Origin of the sequence: Xanthomonas hortorum pv. pelargonii, from assembly GCF_024499015.1 — a bacterium.
Classification (GTDB): domain Bacteria; phylum Pseudomonadota; class Gammaproteobacteria; order Xanthomonadales; family Xanthomonadaceae; genus Xanthomonas; species Xanthomonas hortorum_B.
The window spans coordinates 4,939,301-4,956,616 of sequence record NZ_CP098604.1 but is presented as its reverse complement, the minus strand read 5'-3'; the positions used below and the strand labels follow the sequence as shown (position 1 = coordinate 4,956,616).

Genomic DNA, 17,316 nt, shown 5'->3' with positions numbered 1-17,316 from the left:
GAGTCTGCTGGTTGCATTGTTTAAAACCATGCATACCGACCATCTCGACTGGTCCTTGCCTGCCCACCGTCGCGGGACCTTACGCGGCATGGATGCCGCGTAAGAGCCTACATGGACGTACTTGCGGCGTGTCCCGCGATGGTGGGCGGGGCAAGGGCCCTGCAGCCAGACAGCAGATCAGCCGGCCTGCAGTAGGCTGGCGTGACGTAGTTTTGTTAGCCGCTCCAAACCGCGAAGGCCGCCGATGTTGTGCGGTAACGACAAAGCCCTGGCAGCGATGCCGGGGCTTTGTCGTTACCACGCACCCACTCGCCACACGCTGGCACTGCCGCCGTTGCCGCCCTTCATTGCACGACGCAACGCAACGCCTCATACGCAGCGCACCCGCCGCAGCGACGATGAACGCAGACGCATCGACGAACGCGCATCAGCTCAAGAAAACCCGCCAGCGAACGCTACCGCTGTACCTCTTTTCCTCCCTCCCTCCCCGAGAACACCATGAAATTTCTGCATTCGCTCAATGTCGGGCGACGCCTGGCGTTGGCCTTCACCTTGTTGATCGTTTTATTGGCCGGCTCCACCAGCCTGGCGTTATACGAATTCAAGACGGTCAAGAACCAGGTCTCCATCATTATCGAGATCAATAATCGCAAGGCGCAGCTGCTCAACCAGATGCGCGAGAGCAATATGCTGGGCGAGCGTTATATCCGCGACTTCATGCTGGCCACGCCGCAGCAACAGCCCACGATCGATGCGCAGCTCAAGGCCAATCGCGCGCACTACGCCGAGTTGTGGACTGCGCTGAAACGCCTGCCGACCACTGCAGATGGCATGCGTGCACGCCAGACCATCGAAGACAGCCTCACCGCCGCCCGTGCCACCAACAACCGCCTGCTCGGCATGATCCGCGACGGCAATCTGGATGGCGCCAAGCAGCTGTTGAGCGGTGAAGCACAGCCGCTGCTGGAGCGCCGCTCCAACGCGATTGCCGCCGCAGTGGAACTGCAGAACCAGCAGAACGCTGCCGGTGCAGCCGCCATCCTGGGCAGTGTTGCACTGGCCAACCGCGCCCTGATCGCCTTCGGCCTGCTGTCGGCGTTTCTGGCCGCTGCACTGGCGTGGTTGATTTCGCGCAGTCTGGTGCGTCCATTGACCCAAGCCACCCAAGTGGCCGAAGCGATCGCGCATGGCAAGCTGGACAACCCGATCGGCCCGCAGCCCGGCGACGAACCCGGCCAGTTGTTGACCAGCATGCGTGGCATGCAGGAACAGCTCAAAGCCGTCTCCGCAGCGCAGCAGGACATGGCCCGCCGCCACGACAGCGGGCAGATCAGCTTCCGCATGGACGAAGCGGTATTTCCCGGCGAATACGGCAGCATGGTGCGCGACACCAATGCACTGGTCGAATCGCATATTGCGGTGAAGATGAAGCTTGCACGGATCATGTCGCGCTATGCGATCGGCGATATGAGCCAGGACATGGACCGCCTGCCTGGCGAGAAGGCCGTGCTCAGCGACACCATGGACGCGGTCAAGCGCAATCTCTTGGCAATGAACAGCGAAATCAAATTGCTGGCGCAGGCCGCCGCCAATGGCGACTTCAGCGTGCGCGGCGATACGCAGCGCTTCCAGTACGATTTCCTTGCGATGGTGGAGAGCCTCAACCAGCTGATGGCCACCGCCGACGGCAATCTGGGCGCGCTGTCCAAGGTGCTGCAGGCGATTGCCGCCGGCGATCTGACCGAGCGGATGCATGGCCAGTTCCACGGTGTGTTCGCACAGATGCGCGACGATGCCAACGCCACCACCGAGCAGTTGTCCGGCATCGTCGGGCGCATCCAGCACGCGACCACGTCGATCAACGCCGCTGCCAGCGACATTGCCGCCGGCAACAACGACCTGTCGCAGCGCACCGAGCAACAAGCGGCCAACCTGGAAGAAACCGCCGCCTCGATGGAAGAACTCACCTCCACCGTCAGGCAGAACGCCGAAGGCGCCCGCCAGGCCAACCAGTTGGCGATCGGCGCGGCAAGTGTTGCTTCGCAAGGTGGCGAGGTGGTGAACAAGGTGGTCGCCACGATGGCCGACATCGAGGCATCGTCGAAGAAGATCGCCGACATCATCAGCGTCATCGACGGCATCGCCTTCCAGACCAATATCCTGGCCTTGAATGCCGCCGTGGAAGCGGCGCGTGCCGGCGATCAGGGTCGTGGTTTTGCGGTGGTTGCGTCCGAGGTGCGAACGCTGGCTCAGCGCTCGGCTGGTGCGGCCAAGGAGATCAAGCACCTGATCGACGATTCGGTCGGCAAGGTCGCCGAAGGCTCGCTCTTGGTGAATCAGGCCGGTACCACCATGACCGAAGTCGTTGCAAGCGTGCAGCGCGTGACCGACATCATGGGCGAGATCTCCGCCGCCTCGCAGGAGCAATCCGCCGGCATCGAACAGGTCAACCTCACCGTGACGCAGATGGACGAGGCCACCCAGCAGAATGCCGCGTTGGTGGAAGAAGCCAGCGCCGCCGCACGTGCGATGGAAGAACAGGCTGGTCAGCTGTCTGATGCGGTGGCGATCTTCAAGATCCAGCCGAACGCTGCGCTGGCTTCGGTAACGAACATCCCGGCCCTGCGGCGTCTGGCAGCGGTTTAATGGAGCGAGGGCTGAAGGCGCCAGATTTAAAGCCCCTCTCCCGCCGGGGCGACAAGGCACAGCTTGCGCGCCATCGGCGCGCGTGCCTTGGAGCGCCCGCGCCGCAAGCGCGGGCCGGGGCGCGGAGCAGGGGTTGGGGTGAGGGTACGGAGCGAAGCCCTGTGCCAATTAAGTTGTCCACCAACTGCTCTGCCAGTTCCAGCGACGTGCTTTTTAGTGCACGAGGCTGCGCCCGTACCCTCATCCGGCGCTTCGCGCCACCTTCTCCCGCAGGGAGAAGGGTTCATAGCCCCTCTCCCGCCGGGGCGACAAGGCACAGCTTGCGCGCCATAGGCGCGCGTGCCTTAGAGCGCCCGCGCCGCAAGCGCGGGCCGGGGCGCGGAGCGGGGGTTGGGGTGAGGGTACGGCGCCGCGGCCAATCGCCAACCGCCAATCACGCGCAATGCTGTCACAGCACTCCACCTTCGCTCACGTTGTCATTGCCCCTCAAAACGCCCCGCTCCTGTCGGGGCGTTTTGCTATCTGGCAAAAACCGGCAGACATACCCCACGTCGCAACACCCCGGCCACATCGCAACACCCCTGAGATTCCCCCAACACTGCCGTTGGTCGAAAGGTGATCAAGCGCAAGCTTCTGCGGCCGATACACAGAGCAATGAGGGCCGTCTTGCCCGCGCTACGTCGAAGGAACTCCGCATGCACACCGCCAATTCCACACGCTCTGCCCGCCACACGCTAGGCTCCATGCTCGTTGTCGCGCTGCTGGCTGCCGGTGTGTCGTTGCCCCCCTCTTTCGCCGCACCGGCGGCGCCGGTCTCGGTGCTTCTGGACAACGTCCCGGTGAGCGCGCTGCAGTCGCTTGCCATCGATCTGGTGCAATTGCGCGACGACCAGCGTGCGCAGCTTGCCGCCTCGCATGACATCGCACGCATCGATGCCTACGACGAGCGTCTGGGCCATCTGCGTCAACGTATCGCGCGGCATGCCGGTTACTTCCAGGCCACCGCGCCGCAGGGCGAACAGGCGCGGCAGTTTGCGCTGGTGCAACAGCAACTGGGCCAGTATCTGGCGCAACACCGCCAGGCCAATCGCGCCCTGCACGATGGCGATCTGCAAACCGCACAAGCCTTGTCGCTCGGCCACGCCGGCGATACCCGCCACCAGTTGTGGAGCGAATTGCAGAACCTGCAGCAGTCCGTGGCAAGCGTCAGCAGCACGCAGCGCAACTAAGAGCGGCTAACAAAACTACTGCGCATCCGCCGAACGCCTACCCCGCCACTCCTCGGTCGTGGCGGCACCGCAAGCCCATTCCAGCCAGCCCCCCACGCTGCGCCGATCCACGCGACCTGACGTCCAGGTCGGCGTGCGGCGTGCGCTGCGCGGCCTGACGGTGCGCGTAATCCGCCGCAGACTTGCCAGGTCATGTGCCGGCGCGGGACCAGCAATGGCTTCAAAGAATGGCTTCAAAAAGCACTGCAAATCTCCCACACACCAGCCGTCGGGCAACGCTCAACATTTCTGCAATCGGGTCGCTATCCGACATATCCCGGTCACAATCCTTTCACTGGATACCTGCCATGACGTTTAAGACCACGATCGCAAACACGCTGGCCAACGTGCCGCTCAAGCGCAAGTTCCTGTTCCAGACTGCGTTGGTGGCGCTGGGCATCATCGCGCTGGCGGTCATCGCCGCGCGCATGCAGTACGTGGATCTCACCGATACGCGCCGCGATGGGCTCAAGAGCCAGATCGAAATGGCGATCGCGGTGGTCAATGGTTACGCCGAGCGCGCTGAAAAGGGCGAGATGGATGTGGCGACCGCAAAGAGCAGAGCGCTGACCACCTTGTCGACGATGCGCGCACGCGGCGGTGTGGATTACATCTACGTCACTGACCAGGCGCCGGTGATGCTGATGCACCCCACCCGCCCGGATCTCAACGGAAAACCGCTCAACGATGTGCTGAGCCCGGACGGCAAGCGCATCTTTCCGGCATTCGTCACTGCCGCGCAGGCTGGCGGCGGCTACGTCGATTACGCCTGGGCCAAGCCGGGCGAAAAAGACCCGGTGCAGAAGACCTCCTACGCGGCGCTGTACAAGCCGTGGGGCTGGGTGATCGGCACCGGCGTGTATCTGGACGACACCCAGGCGCAGGCGCTGGCCTTCACCGGCATTGTCGCCGTGGCCGGCGGCGTTCTGGTACTGATCAATCTGCTGGTGGGCTGGCTGATCGGCAACTCGATTCTGGAGCCGGTGTCGCGTGCGCTTGCCGCCATCAAGGGCGTGGCGCGTGGCGATCTGAGCGTGCGCACCGCCCAGCACGGCAGCGATGAAATCGGCCAGATGCTCAAGGCCACCGACGAGATGGTGCACACGCTGGAGCGCTTCTCCGCGCAGACCAAGGTGATGATGCACATGCACGCCGGCGAAGACGTCAGCCATCGCATGCCGACCGATTTCCCCGGTGTCTACGGCGAGCTGGCCGGCGGCATCAACACCATGATCTTCGAACACCTGGACGCCATCATCGATGCGATCGGGGTACTCAACGAATACGCGCAAGGCGACCTGTCGCGTGACGCCGAACGCCTGCCCGGCACGCGTGCCGTGCTGCATGAAGCGATGGATGCGGCCAAGGCCAGCCTGCTGGCGATCAACACCGAGATCAAGCGTCTGGCCCAGGCTGCGGCCAATGGCGACTTCAGCCAGCGCGGCGATGCCACACGCTTCAAGCACGATTCGGCACGCATGATCAACGACCTCAACGCGATGATGGAGGTCAGCGACCGCAACCTGGGCAAGCTGTCCGAGCTGCTGGCCGCGCTGGCCGAGGGCGACCTCACTGCGCGCATGGACGGCCAGTTCCACGGCGTGTTTGCACGCATGCGCGATGACGCCAACACCACTGCAACCCAGTTGGCCGGCATCGTCGGACGCATCCAGCAAGCGGCCAGTTCCATCACCGGATCGGCCAGCGAAATCGCCGCCGGCAACAACGATCTGTCGCAGCGCACCGAACAACAAGCGGCCAATCTGGAAGAAACCGCCGCCTCGATGGAGGAACTCACCTCCACCGTGAAGCAAAACGCCGAGAGCGCACGCCAGGCCAATCAACTGGCGATCGGCGCGGCATCGGTGGCATCGCAAGGCGGGCACGTGGTCAGCCAGGTGGTGGACACCATGTCCGGTATCCAGACCTCGTCCAAGAAAATCGCCGAAATCATCAGCGTCATCGACGGCATCGCCTTTCAAACCAACATCCTGGCCTTGAACGCGGCGGTGGAAGCCGCGCGTGCCGGCGAACAGGGTCGCGGGTTTGCGGTTGTGGCCTCGGAAGTGCGCACGCTGGCACAGCGCTCAGCCGGCGCGGCGAAAGAGATCAAGCACCTGATCGACGACTCGGTCGGCAAGGTGGCACAGGGCTCGGCGCTGGTGGATCAGGCAGGCAAGACCATGGCCGAAATCGTGTCCTCGGTGCAGCGCGTGACCGACATCATGAGCGAGATCTCCGCTGCCTCCCAGGAACAATCGGCCGGTATCGAGCAGGTCAATCTCACCGTTACCCAGATGGACGAGAGCACCCAGCAGAACGCCGCGCTGGTGGAAGAAGCCACCGCCGCCGCCAACGCCATGCAGCAGCAGGCGCAGCAGCTCGACGAGGCGGTGTCCAGCTTCCGGGTGAGCGCAGCGGTTCCTGCACAGCGCAGCCACAGCCGCGTTGGCGCACGCGCAGGAGCCATGCTCGCCACCGGCTGAGCAACATCCACACCGTCGCCTTCAGCAGTCACCCCCTTCTTTCGCAGCGACTCCCATGACCGTGTCTTCCACGCAATCTCGCTCCGGCGGCAGTCTGGCGTACCGCCTGATGCTGGGCACCGCAGTGGCCGCATTGCTGTGCTTCGGTCTGACCGCGGCCATCAGCTACTGGCAGAGCAGCCGCGCCTTGAACGCGTCTGCGCAGGCCACGATGCAGAACGCGGCGCATTTCCAGGCCGAGCAGATCGGCGGCGAGTTGGGCCAGGCATTCACCACCGGCAAGGCCCTGGCCACCACGCTGCTGGTGCAGCGGGCCAACGGCACCATCAATCGCGAGACGGCCGCCGCGGTGGTGCACGACCAACTGCAGGACCACCCCGAGTGGGTGGGCATGGGCACGCTGTGGGAAGCGCAGGCGTTCGACGGCAAGGACAGTGCCTATGTCAGCGCCAAAGGCCACGATGCCAGCGGCCGTTTCATGACCTATTGGGGGCGCGACGGGCAGACCCTGGTACGCGAGCCGCTCGCCGATTACGAAACCCCGGGCCTGGGCGACTGGAACATCAAGCCGCGCGAACTTGGCCGGCAGATCGTGGCCGAACCTTACGATTATCAGATCGGCGGCAAGACCGTGCTGATGACCACCCTGTCCACGCCGATCATGCAGGACGGCACGTATCTGGGCGTGGTCTCGGTGGATATCGCGCTGGCCGCATTGCAGCAGCGCCTGAGCGCCCTGCACCCGATGGACGGCGGCTATGTGGAACTGCTGTCGCCCGGCGGCATCGTGCTGGCCTCGCGCGACACCGCCCGCATCGGCAAGCCGGCCAACGATGCACGCCACCGCGCCATGCTGGATGCGATCAAGGCCGGCAAGGACGCCATCGACTTCACCCCGGACAGCAACGGCGCGGTGAGCGCCTATGTACCGCTGCAGATCGGCCAGGCGCAGGAGCGCTTTGCGCTGGGCGTGGTGGTGCCGTATGCAACGATCATGCAGCAGGCGCATCGCCTGTTGTGGAGCATTCTGGCGGTTGGTCTGGGTTCGGCACTGGTGCTCAGCCTTGCGCTGCTGGCGCTATTGCGCCGTCAGGTGGTGCGCCCGCTCGATGCCGCTGCAAAAGTGGCCGATGCGATCGCGTCCGGCAAGCTGGACAACCAGATCGCCGTGCAGCGCCAGGACGAGGTCGGCCGCCTGATGGGCGCCATGCGCCGCATGCAGAGCGACCTGCGCCAGCGCATCGAGCGCGATGCGCAGATCGCCAACGAAAACCTGCGCATCCGCACCGCGCTGGAGCATTCGGAGATGGAAGTGCTGCTCGCCGACGAACAGCACAACGCGGTGTTCATCACCGAAGCGCTGCACACCTCGTTGAAATGCGGCGAAGCGGCGTTTCACGCAAAGGGCCAGCAGGGCTTCAGCGCCGATGCGGTGGTGGGCAAACCGCTGGACTATGTATTCGGCGCTGACGCCGACGGCAAGGCGCGCTCGCAACGCCTGCAGCACCTGCAGTCCACCACGCTGGAGCGTTACACCTTCGGTCCGGTCACGCTGGACCTGACCATGACCCCGCTGTATGCCGCCGACGGTCATCGCAGCGGCAGCATGTTGCTGTGGCGCAATGTCAGCGCCGAGGTCAGCACGCAACAAGAAGTCGCTGCAGTGGTGCAGTCCGCCTTGATGGGCGACTTCGGGCAGCGCCTCGCATTGGACGACAAGCACGGCTTCTATCTGGAATTCGGCCGTCAGCTCAATGGTTTGCTGGACACCACCTCGCAGGGACTGGAGCGTATTTCCAGCCTGCTCAGCGCGCTGGCCGAAGGCGACCTCAGCGTGCGCATGGATGGCGACTTCCAGGGTGTGTTTGCGCGCATGCGCGATGACGCCAATGCCACCGTGGCGCAGTTGACCGAGATCGTTTCCGGCATCCAGACCTCGGCCACGCAGATCAATGCAGCGGCCAGCGAAATTGCCGCCGGCAACAACGATCTGTCGCAACGCACCGAACAACAGGCGGCCAATCTGGAAGAAACCGCCGCATCGATGGAAGAACTCACCTCCACCGTCAAGCAGAACGCCGAGAGCGCACGTCAGGCCAACCAGCTGGCGATCGGCGCCGCCGATGTCGCCTCGCATGGCGGCGCGGTGGTGGCGCAGGTGGTCACCACCATGTCCGGCATTCAAGTGTCTTCGAAGAAGATCGCCGAGATCATCAGCGTCATCGACGGCATCGCGTTCCAGACCAATATCCTGGCCTTGAACGCGGCCGTGGAAGCGGCGCGTGCCGGCGAACAGGGCCGTGGTTTTGCGGTGGTCGCCTCCGAGGTGCGCACGCTCGCACAGCGTTCGGCCGGCGCTGCAAAAGAGATCAAGCACCTGATCGACGATTCGGTGAGCAAGGTCGCGCAGGGCGCGTCGCTGGTGCATCAGGCCGGCACCACCATGAGTGAAATCGTGGCCAGCGTGCAGCGCGTCACCGACATCATGGGCGAGATTTCCGCCGCCTCGCAGGAGCAATCCAGCGGGATCGAGCAGGTCAACCTTACCGTCACCCAGATGGACGAAGCCACCCAGCAGAACGCAGCGCTGGTGGAAGAAGCCACCGCTGCGGCACGTGCAATGGAAGAACAGGCCGGCCAGCTGACCGACGCGGTGGCGGTGTTCAAGCTCACGCCTGCAGCCAGGCCCAAGCCTGTTGCATCCACCGCCAAATCGAACGTCAAACCGGCCTTCAGCGCTGCGCCTTCTCCCAAACGTGCGCCAGTAGCCGGCAAGCATGTGGCAGCGCCGCAGCCTCACTCGGCAGGCAGGACGTCGAGCAACGCGGGCAACGACAGTCAGTGGCACGAATTCTGATACAGGCGTTCGCTGCGTGCGTACTGCAGCAGCCAGGCATCTTCACCCCTACGCATGACCTGCAACTGGCGTCCCCGCCCTGCCCGCCACGGCCGCTTCTCAAGCGGCTTGATCGCGGCCCACGCAAGCCGTTCGCCGCACCGTTCATCCTTCAAAGATAAAGAATCATCGCTCCAGGCCGTTAGCCACCAGGACAGCGTTCCTGCGTAATGCTCCGGAGTAACTGATGAACAAATTCAACGATTGGCCGATCCGTCGCAAACTGATGGCTGCCTTTTGCCTGAGCGCCGTGCTGACTGCCCTGCTGGGTGGACTCGGCTTTTCACGCATGAAGCAGATGCAGCAGGAAACCGACCTGATCAATCAGGACGTGGTGCCGGTGCTGAGCCGCCTGTCCGAGTTGCGTGGTTTCGCTGGCGAATTCCGCGTTTATGAAGTGGGCCAGTTCGTCAATCTCGACGATCCGGAACGCTATGCGATGTTCTTCAAGCGCATGGACGAGATCCAGGCCAAGTACGTCGAAACGCAGAAAATCCTGGATACCAAGATCGGCGCCGCTTCGCCGCTGAAGGCCGAGTACGCCAAGCTGACCGATGCCAGCGCACGCTACTTCGCGGCCAACCAGCAACTGCGCAAGCTCTACACAGACCCTGACCGCACCGCAGCGATGGAATTTTCGCGCAAGCAGTCCGGCGAGATCCGAAAGGAACTGTTCGCCTCGGTCGACAAGCTCTATGCACAGCAGTCCAAGGCACTGAGCGATATGGTCGCTGCCAGCGCATCCTCGTTCAAACTCACCAGCGCGGTGCTGTTGCTCGGCACGCTGCTGATGGCAGCGTTGTCGGTCACCTTCGGCTGGTTGATCGCACGCAGCATCACCACCCCGCTGTCCAAGGCACTGGGCGCGATCAAGGCGGTCTCGCGTGGCGATCTGAGCGTGCAGGTCAGCAAGACCAGCAACGACGAAATCGGCCAGATGCTGGAGGCCACCGGTGGCATGACGCAAATGCTGCGCCGCTTCAGCGACGAAACCGCGCGCATGTCGCATCTGCATGCGGCCGAAGACATCACCCACCGCATGCCGGAAGATTTCCCCGGCGTGTACGGCAACCTGGCCGGCGGCATCAACACGATGATCTTCGAGCATCTGGATGCCATCACCGATTCGGTGCGCATCCTCAATCAATACGCGCAAGGCGACCTGACCCAGGACGCACGCCGTCTGCCGGCCAGCCGCGCGATCCTGCATGAAGCGATGGATGCGGCCAAGGCCAGCCTGTTGTCGATCAACACCGAGATCAAGCAGCTGGCACAGGCCGCCGCCGCCGGCGATTTCAGCGCACGTGGCGATGCAGCACGCTTCAAGTACGACTTCGCGGTGATGGTGTCGGATCTGAACTCGATGATGGAAGTCAGCGACCGCAATCTGGGCAAGCTCTCGCAGTTGCTCGGTGCAGTGGCCGAGGGCGATCTCACCGCGCGTATGGATGGCGAGTTCCACGGCGTGTTCGCGCGCCTGCGCGACGATGCCAATGCCACCACCCAGCGCCTGACCGACATCGTCGGCCGCATCAAGCACTCCACCTTGGCTATCAACACCGCCGCGGGCGAAATCGCCGCCGGCAACCAGGACCTGTCGCAGCGCACCGAGCAGCAGGCGGCCAATCTGGAAGAAACCGCCGCCTCGATGGAAGAACTCACCTCCACCGTCAAGCAGAACGCCGAACACGCGCGCCAGGCCAATCAGCTGGCGATCGGCGCAGCCGGTGTGGCCTCACACGGTGGCAGCGTCGTCGGCCAGGTGGTCACCACCATGTCCGGCATCGAGACCTCGTCCAGAAAGATCGCCGAGATCATCAGCGTCATCGACGGTATCGCCTTCCAGACAAACATCCTCGCGTTGAATGCGGCGGTGGAAGCGGCGCGTGCCGGTGAGCAGGGCCGTGGATTTGCGGTGGTCGCCTCGGAAGTACGCACGCTGGCACAGCGTTCGGCCGGCGCAGCGAAGGAAATCAAGAGCCTGATCGACGACTCGGTGAGCAAGGTGGCCGAAGGCTCGGCGCTGGTCAATCAGGCCGGCAGCACCATGAGCGAGATCGTCTCTTCGGTGCAGCGCGTCACCGACATCATGAGCGAGATTTCCGCCGCCTCGCAGGAGCAGTCGGCCGGTATCGAACAGGTCAACCAGACCGTCACCCACATGGACGAAGCCACCCAGCAGAACGCCGCGCTGGTGGAAGAAGCCACCGCCGCCGCACGCTCGATGGAAGAGCAGGCGCAGCAGCTCACCGAAGCGGTCGCGCTGTTCCGGCTGTCGGCCGAGCTGGAAGCAGTGACACGCGCCACCCCGGTGGTGCGCCACATCACCGCCAAGCGTCCAGCCGCCAGCACTGCGCCTGCTGCCAAGACGCCCGCTGCCAGGTCATCGGTGTCCAAGCTGGCTGCCTCCAAGCCAGCTACCGCACGGTCGACCGCACGTACTGCCGCCGCAGCGGCGCCGTCCAACGAGTCGGATTGGGCGGAGTTCTAAACGCACTCATCGGCAGGCTGCAGGCCGGTGACATCGAAGCTGCGCTCTTTCGAGAGCGTGGCTTTTTTATTGTCGCAACGTTTCGAAAGCAGCCTCAGCAATGAGATAAGGATAAACGCATATATATAATAATATTTTACTTATGTATTAATTATTGATCGGTCCAGCTCGACATTATCGACACTCTGGAAATTTTAATGCGGATCGGAAAACGATTTATTTGTCTACGCCATTTTCACAAGCGTGACTCGACTTATATATTTCTGATATCGAGGTATTAAGTGATCAGCATGACGCGCCGTTACTGCGCATAGCGACGCGGCATACAGCAAGTGGTCGGCGCTACTCGGTCGCTCCTTTTCATCGCATAACGCCATCCAGGATCTGTCATGACCGCACTTTTCCAACGCTACAACGTCGGCCCTCGATTGGCGGCGGCTTTTGCCGTGCTGATCGTGTTGTCAGGCATCATCGCCTTCATCGGCTATCGCGGGCTGACCTCGGCACGTGTGCTTGTCGACCATCTGGTGCACCAGAATATGGTGAAGATCCGGCTGTCCAACGACATGATGAATGCCAATTACATCATTTCAATGCAGATTCGCAATGTCGTGCTGCCGACCTCCAACGAAGACAACCTCCGATTCATCGAGATCATCAAGGGTGCGCGCGCCGACTATCTCAAGGCGCGCGATGAGCTGTACAAGATTCCGCCATCCGAAGAAGGCAAGGCCATTCGGGCGGAGGTCGATCGTCGTCGCGCGGTTGCCAAGGAATTGAACGACAAGGTCATCGATCTGGTCATGACGAACCACAGCGACGAGGCACTGCCTTTGCTATTGACCAAGGCTGCACCTGCAATGCAGCAGTGGCAGGACAAGATCGCCGAAAACATCGCCTTGCAGGACAGGCTGTCTGCCGACGCATCCGCAGTGGCGCTGAAGTCCATGGACGACTCACGCAAGCTGCTGATCGGCGGTTCGCTGCTGGTGGTGCTGCTGAGCGGTACGCTGGGCCTGCTGATCACCCGCAGCCTCACCCAGCCGTTGAGCCGCGCCACCCGCGCCGCAGAAGCGATTGCCGGCGGCAACCTGGACAACGACGTCAACACGCAGGCCAATGACGAAGCCGGCCGCCTGCTCAAGGCCATGAGCAAGATGCAGCTGCAACTGCGCAACCTGCTCAGCGCGCAGACCGACATGGCCAAGCGTCACGACGACGGCCAGATCAGCTTCCGCATCGATGCGGCAGCCTTCCCCGGCGAGTACGGCCGCATGGCGCACGACACCAACAACCTGGTGGGCTCGCACATCGCGGTGAAGATGCGTCTGGCGCAGATCATGGGCCGCTACGCGATCGGTGATCTGTCCGAGGACATGGAAAAGCTGCCCGGCGAAAAGGCCGTGCTCAGCGACACCATGGCGCAGGTCAAGCTCAACCTCGGCGCGATGAATACCGAGATCAAGCACCTGGCCCAGTCGGCCGCCAATGGCGACTTCAGCGCCCGCGGCGATGCCGAGCGCTTCCAGTACGACTTCCGTGTGATGGTGGAAAGCCTCAATAACCTGATGTCCACCGCCGACGGCAACCTGCAGGCGTTGTCCGGCCTGTTGCAGTCGATCGCTGCCGGCGATCTCACCGCACGCATGAGCGGCGATTTCCGCGGCGTGTTCGCGCAGATGCGTGACGATGCCAATGCCACGGCCACGCAGCTGGCCGAGATCGTCAGCGGCATCAAGGAGTCGGCGATTTCGATCAAGGGCGCCGCCAGCGAGATCGCCGCCGGCAACCAGGATCTGTCGCAGCGCACCGAACAACAGGCCGCCAACCTGGAAGAAACCGCCGCCTCGATGGAAGAGCTCACCTCCACCGTCAAGCAGAATGCCGAAGGCGCACGCCAGGCCAACCAGCTCGCCATCGGCGCGGCCAGCGTGGCCTCGCAAGGCGGCGACGTGGTCCGCAAGGTGGTGCAGACCATGAGCGGCATCGAAGCCTCGTCCAAGAAGATCGCCGACATCATCTCCGTCATCGACGGCATCGCCTTCCAGACCAATATCCTGGCCTTGAACGCGGCGGTGGAAGCGGCACGTGCCGGCGAACAGGGCCGCGGGTTCGCGGTGGTGGCCTCGGAAGTGCGCACGCTGGCCCAGCGTTCGTCTGCGGCGGCCAAGGAGATCAAGGGCCTGATCGACGATTCGGTCGAGCGTGTCGCCGAAGGCTCGGCACTGGTGCACGCCGCCGGCAAGACCATGGGCGAAGTGGTGGCCAGCGTGCAGCGCGTGACCGACATCATGGGCGAGATTTCCGCCGCCTCGCAGGAACAGTCGGCCGGGATCGAACAGGTCAACCAGACCATCACCCAGATGGACGAAACCACCCAGCAGAACGCCGCGTTGGTGGAAGAAGCCACTGCCGCCGCACGTGCGCTGGAAGACCAGGCCACCCAGCTCACCGACGCCGTGGCGGTGTTCAAGACCGATGCCGCCTATGCCCAGGCACCGGTACGCGCTGCGGTGCTGCGCCCGGCAGTGACCACGGCCGTCAAGGCCAAGGTCGCCGCAGCCGGTCGCAGCGCCGTGTCCAAGCCGCGTGCCGTAGTCACCGCACCCAGCAACGACAGCAGCTGGCAGGAGTTTTGACTGAATGGAGCCGGCCGGCCATCGTGCCGGCCGGCTCAAGGCATAGCAGCTATTGGCCGATAGGTTGCGTACGCCTTCGAGACGCATCAATGACCACTTCGCCCGCGCTGTCGACTCAGACTGCCCACCCCTCCCCGCGCCGCTGGAGCAGCCGCTGGGACGATCTGGCAATCGCCAGAAAGCTCGGCATCATCGGTGTACTCGCCTTGGTCGGCATGGTCATCCCGGTGCTGCTCTACAGCGGCAAGCTCAATGAAAGCGTGTCCATCAGCAGCAACGAACTGCGCAGCTATGCCCCGCTCGGGCAGATGCTGGGCCTGATCACCGACCTGCATGCTGCACATGTGGATAGCGGCACCGCCGCCAGCACGGCCGCGCAACGCGCCGATCGCGATCTGCAACAGCTGCTCGCCACCACCGCGCGCATGCCCGGCTTCGAACGCAGCCAGAAAGAATTACTCGCCCTGCAAAAACGCCACATCGCTGGCGTTGCCGCAGACGGCTACGCCGCACTGAGCGAGCAGGCATTTGCCGCGCTGGATGCACTGCGCGACGACAGCCAACTGGTCTACACCCCGTATATCGAGAGCTACCACCTGGTGGTGGCCACGCTGATCTATAGCCCCGATGCCACCGAGTCGCTGACCCGGCTGGACGCCGCCACCGACCCCTCGCAGGCCGCCGACAGCCGCGCCAGTGCTGCGCGAGCAACTCAACCAGCTTGCACGCAACCACCTGCGCTTTCGGCATGAGCTGGACAAGGCGATGGGCTTGCTGGAACAACCGGACCCTGCCCTGGCCACTGCCGCCAAGACCGAATCGGCGCGTGCACGCACAGCGCTGGCCACACTCGGCAGTGCGCTGGAAGACAGCGACGCACAGGCAGATACGCACTGGAACGCCGCGCTCGATGCGCTTGGCCAGGCCATGCAGGATCTCAGTGGCGTGTCGTTGCAGGCATTGCAGCGGCAGTCCGAACGTCACCTGGTCCAAGCCCGTAACGCAATGTGGCAGGCGATCGCCGGCCTGTCGGTGCTGGCCGTGCTGATTGCCGCCCTTGGCTGGTACACCTTGTCCACACTGACCCGCAATGTGCGCCGCGCCGCCGCGGTGGCCGCCAACATCGCGCAAGGCCGGCTGGACGAACGCATCGTGCCACCCGGCCGCGACGAGACCGGCCAGTTGCTCGACAACATGCGCCAGATGCAGGACCAGTTGCAGGCCGTGCTGGCCGCACAGAGCGAGATGGCGCAGCGCCACGACGCCGGCCAAATCGGCTATCGCATGCAGGCCGAGAGCTTCCCCGGTGCCTACGCCACCATGGTGCGCGAGACCAACAGCCTGGTCGGCTCGCACATCGCGGTGATGATGCAGCTCGCACACATCATGTCGCGCTACGCGATCGGCGATCTGAGCCAGGACATGGATCGCCTGCCCGGCGAAAAGTCCGTGCTCAGCGACACCATGGATACCGTCAAGGCCAACCTGTCGGCGATGAACAGCGAGATCAAGTTGCTCGCGCAGGCTGCCGCCAACGGCGATTTCAGCGTGCGTGGCGATGCGCAGCGTTTTCAATACGACTTCCGCGCGATGGTGGACAGCCTCAATCAACTGATGGCCACCGCCGACGCCAATCTGACCTCGCTCTCCAGCGTGCTGCAGGCGATCGCCGCCGGCGATCTCACCACCCGCATGCACGGCGACTTCCATGGCGTGTTCGCACGCATGCGCGACGATGCCAATGCCACCGTTGCGCAGTTGGCCGACATCGTCGGGCGTATCCAGCACGCCACCGATGCGATCAACGAGGCCGCCAGCGAGATTGCTTCCGGCAACCAGGATCTGTCGCAGCGCACCGAGCAACAAGCGGCCAATCTGGAAGAAACCGCCGCCTCGATGGAAGAACTCACCTCCACCGTGCGCAACAACGCCGAGCACGCCCGCCGCGCCAATCAACTGGTGGTCGGTGCGGCCTCGGTGGCCTCGCAAGGTGGCGATGTGGTCGGGCAAGTGGTCGGCACCATGGCCGGCATCCAGGCCGCCTCCAAAAAGATCGCCGACATCATCGGCGTCATCGACGGCATCGCCTTCCAGACCAATATCCTGGCCTTGAATGCGGCGGTGGAAGCCGCGCGTGCCGGCGAACAGGGGCGCGGTTTCGCGGTGGTCGCCTCCGAGGTGCGCACGCTGGCACAACGTTCGGCCGGTGCTGCAAAAGAGATCAAGCAGCTGATCGACGACTCGGTGAGCCGGGTCGAACACGGCAACCAGCTGGTCGGCCAGGCCGGCCGCACCATGCAGGACATCGTCGACTCGGTGCGCAGCGTCACCGAGATCATGCACGAGATCAGCGAAGCCTCGCAGCAGCAGTCGCAAGGCATCGAGCAGGTGGGCCAGACCATCGCACAGATGGACCAGGCCACCCAGCAGAATGCCGCGCTGGTGGAAGAAGCCACCGCCGCCGCACGTTCGATGGAAGAACAGGCGCAGCAGTTGCGCGATGCTGTCTCGGTGTTTCAGTTACAGGCAGACGCCACACCCGCCCGGCTTGGTCGCGCCGCGTGACGGCGTGAGTCCATTGCACGCGGCCTTGCATCCATCGGTCTGATGCCGCACGCCAGTACGCCGAAACAGCTAGCGTGCATCCAGGCGTACTCGGTGGTTGTTACCCCGCCGTGCTCGAAGCGGCACCTTCGCAGTGCTTTTTAAAAGCGTGATCACGACGTGAATCCGCTGCCGTCGATGCGTGTCTAGGTATCCCCGCATCGAGGTTTGCGGGCAGTTTGTGCACATCCACGTCACTTCGATGACGGCCACCCATACGCGATGGGCCTGGCGAATCAAGCGGCAAGCAAGCCGGCCGTTACAGATCACAAGCATGCATACCTGC

At 63.7% G+C, this 17,316-nt stretch carries 4 protein-coding genes and 4 pseudogenes; all 8 read left to right on the top strand.

All coding sequences use genetic code 11. The features are described from left to right. The first annotated feature begins 498 nt into the window (after positions 1–498). The 8 genes and pseudogenes from NDY25_RS21145 to NDY25_RS21115 all read left to right on the top strand — a co-directional run bounded on the left by NDY25_RS21145 (position 499) and on the right by NDY25_RS21115 (position 16,991). Positions 499–2,788, top strand: a pseudogene (locus tag NDY25_RS21145) (methyl-accepting chemotaxis protein). A gap of 553 nt (positions 2,789–3,341) precedes the next feature. After that, positions 3,342–3,875: a hypothetical protein gene (locus NDY25_RS21140; protein WP_168958816.1), complete on the top strand. Its 534-nt coding sequence runs from the start codon at positions 3,342–3,344 to the stop codon at positions 3,873–3,875. Positions 3,876–4,102: 227 nt separating this feature from the next. Continuing rightward, a pseudogene (locus NDY25_RS23245) lies at positions 4,103–4,744 on the top strand (cache domain-containing protein); the annotation flags it as partial. Between the two features lie 48 nt (positions 4,745–4,792). Further along, positions 4,793–6,400 (top strand): annotated as a pseudogene (locus tag NDY25_RS21135) (methyl-accepting chemotaxis protein); the annotation flags it as partial. Positions 6,401–6,455: 55 nt separating this feature from the next. Next, the gene (locus NDY25_RS21130) at positions 6,456–9,257 is read left to right on the top strand and encodes a methyl-accepting chemotaxis protein (RefSeq protein ID WP_168958814.1); all 2,802 of its coding nucleotides are present in this window, start codon (positions 6,456–6,458) and stop codon (positions 9,255–9,257) included. 226 nt (positions 9,258–9,483) lie between these two features. Next, positions 9,484–11,787 (top strand): methyl-accepting chemotaxis protein, encoded by a 2,304-nt coding sequence (locus tag NDY25_RS21125; protein WP_256627658.1) that lies wholly within the window; start codon positions 9,484–9,486, stop codon positions 11,785–11,787. A gap of 389 nt (positions 11,788–12,176) precedes the next feature. Then, a complete protein-coding gene (locus NDY25_RS21120; RefSeq protein WP_168958812.1) occupies positions 12,177–14,426 on the top strand; it encodes a methyl-accepting chemotaxis protein in 2,250 nt (749 codons plus the stop codon). Between the two features lie 89 nt (positions 14,427–14,515). Next, positions 14,516–16,991 (top strand): annotated as a pseudogene (locus NDY25_RS21115) (methyl-accepting chemotaxis protein). Positions 16,992–17,316: the final 325 nt, after the last annotated feature.

Coding starts and splice junctions, on each gene's coding strand:
- NDY25_RS21140 (WP_168958816.1), top strand. CDS start 3,342: ATGCACACCGCCAATTCCACACGCTCTGCCCGCCACACGCTAGGCTCC.
- NDY25_RS21130 (WP_168958814.1), top strand. CDS start 6,456: ATGACCGTGTCTTCCACGCAATCTCGCTCCGGCGGCAGTCTGGCGTAC.
- NDY25_RS21120 (WP_168958812.1), top strand. CDS start 12,177: ATGACCGCACTTTTCCAACGCTACAACGTCGGCCCTCGATTGGCGGCG.
- NDY25_RS21125 (WP_256627658.1), top strand. CDS start 9,484: ATGAACAAATTCAACGATTGGCCGATCCGTCGCAAACTGATGGCTGCC.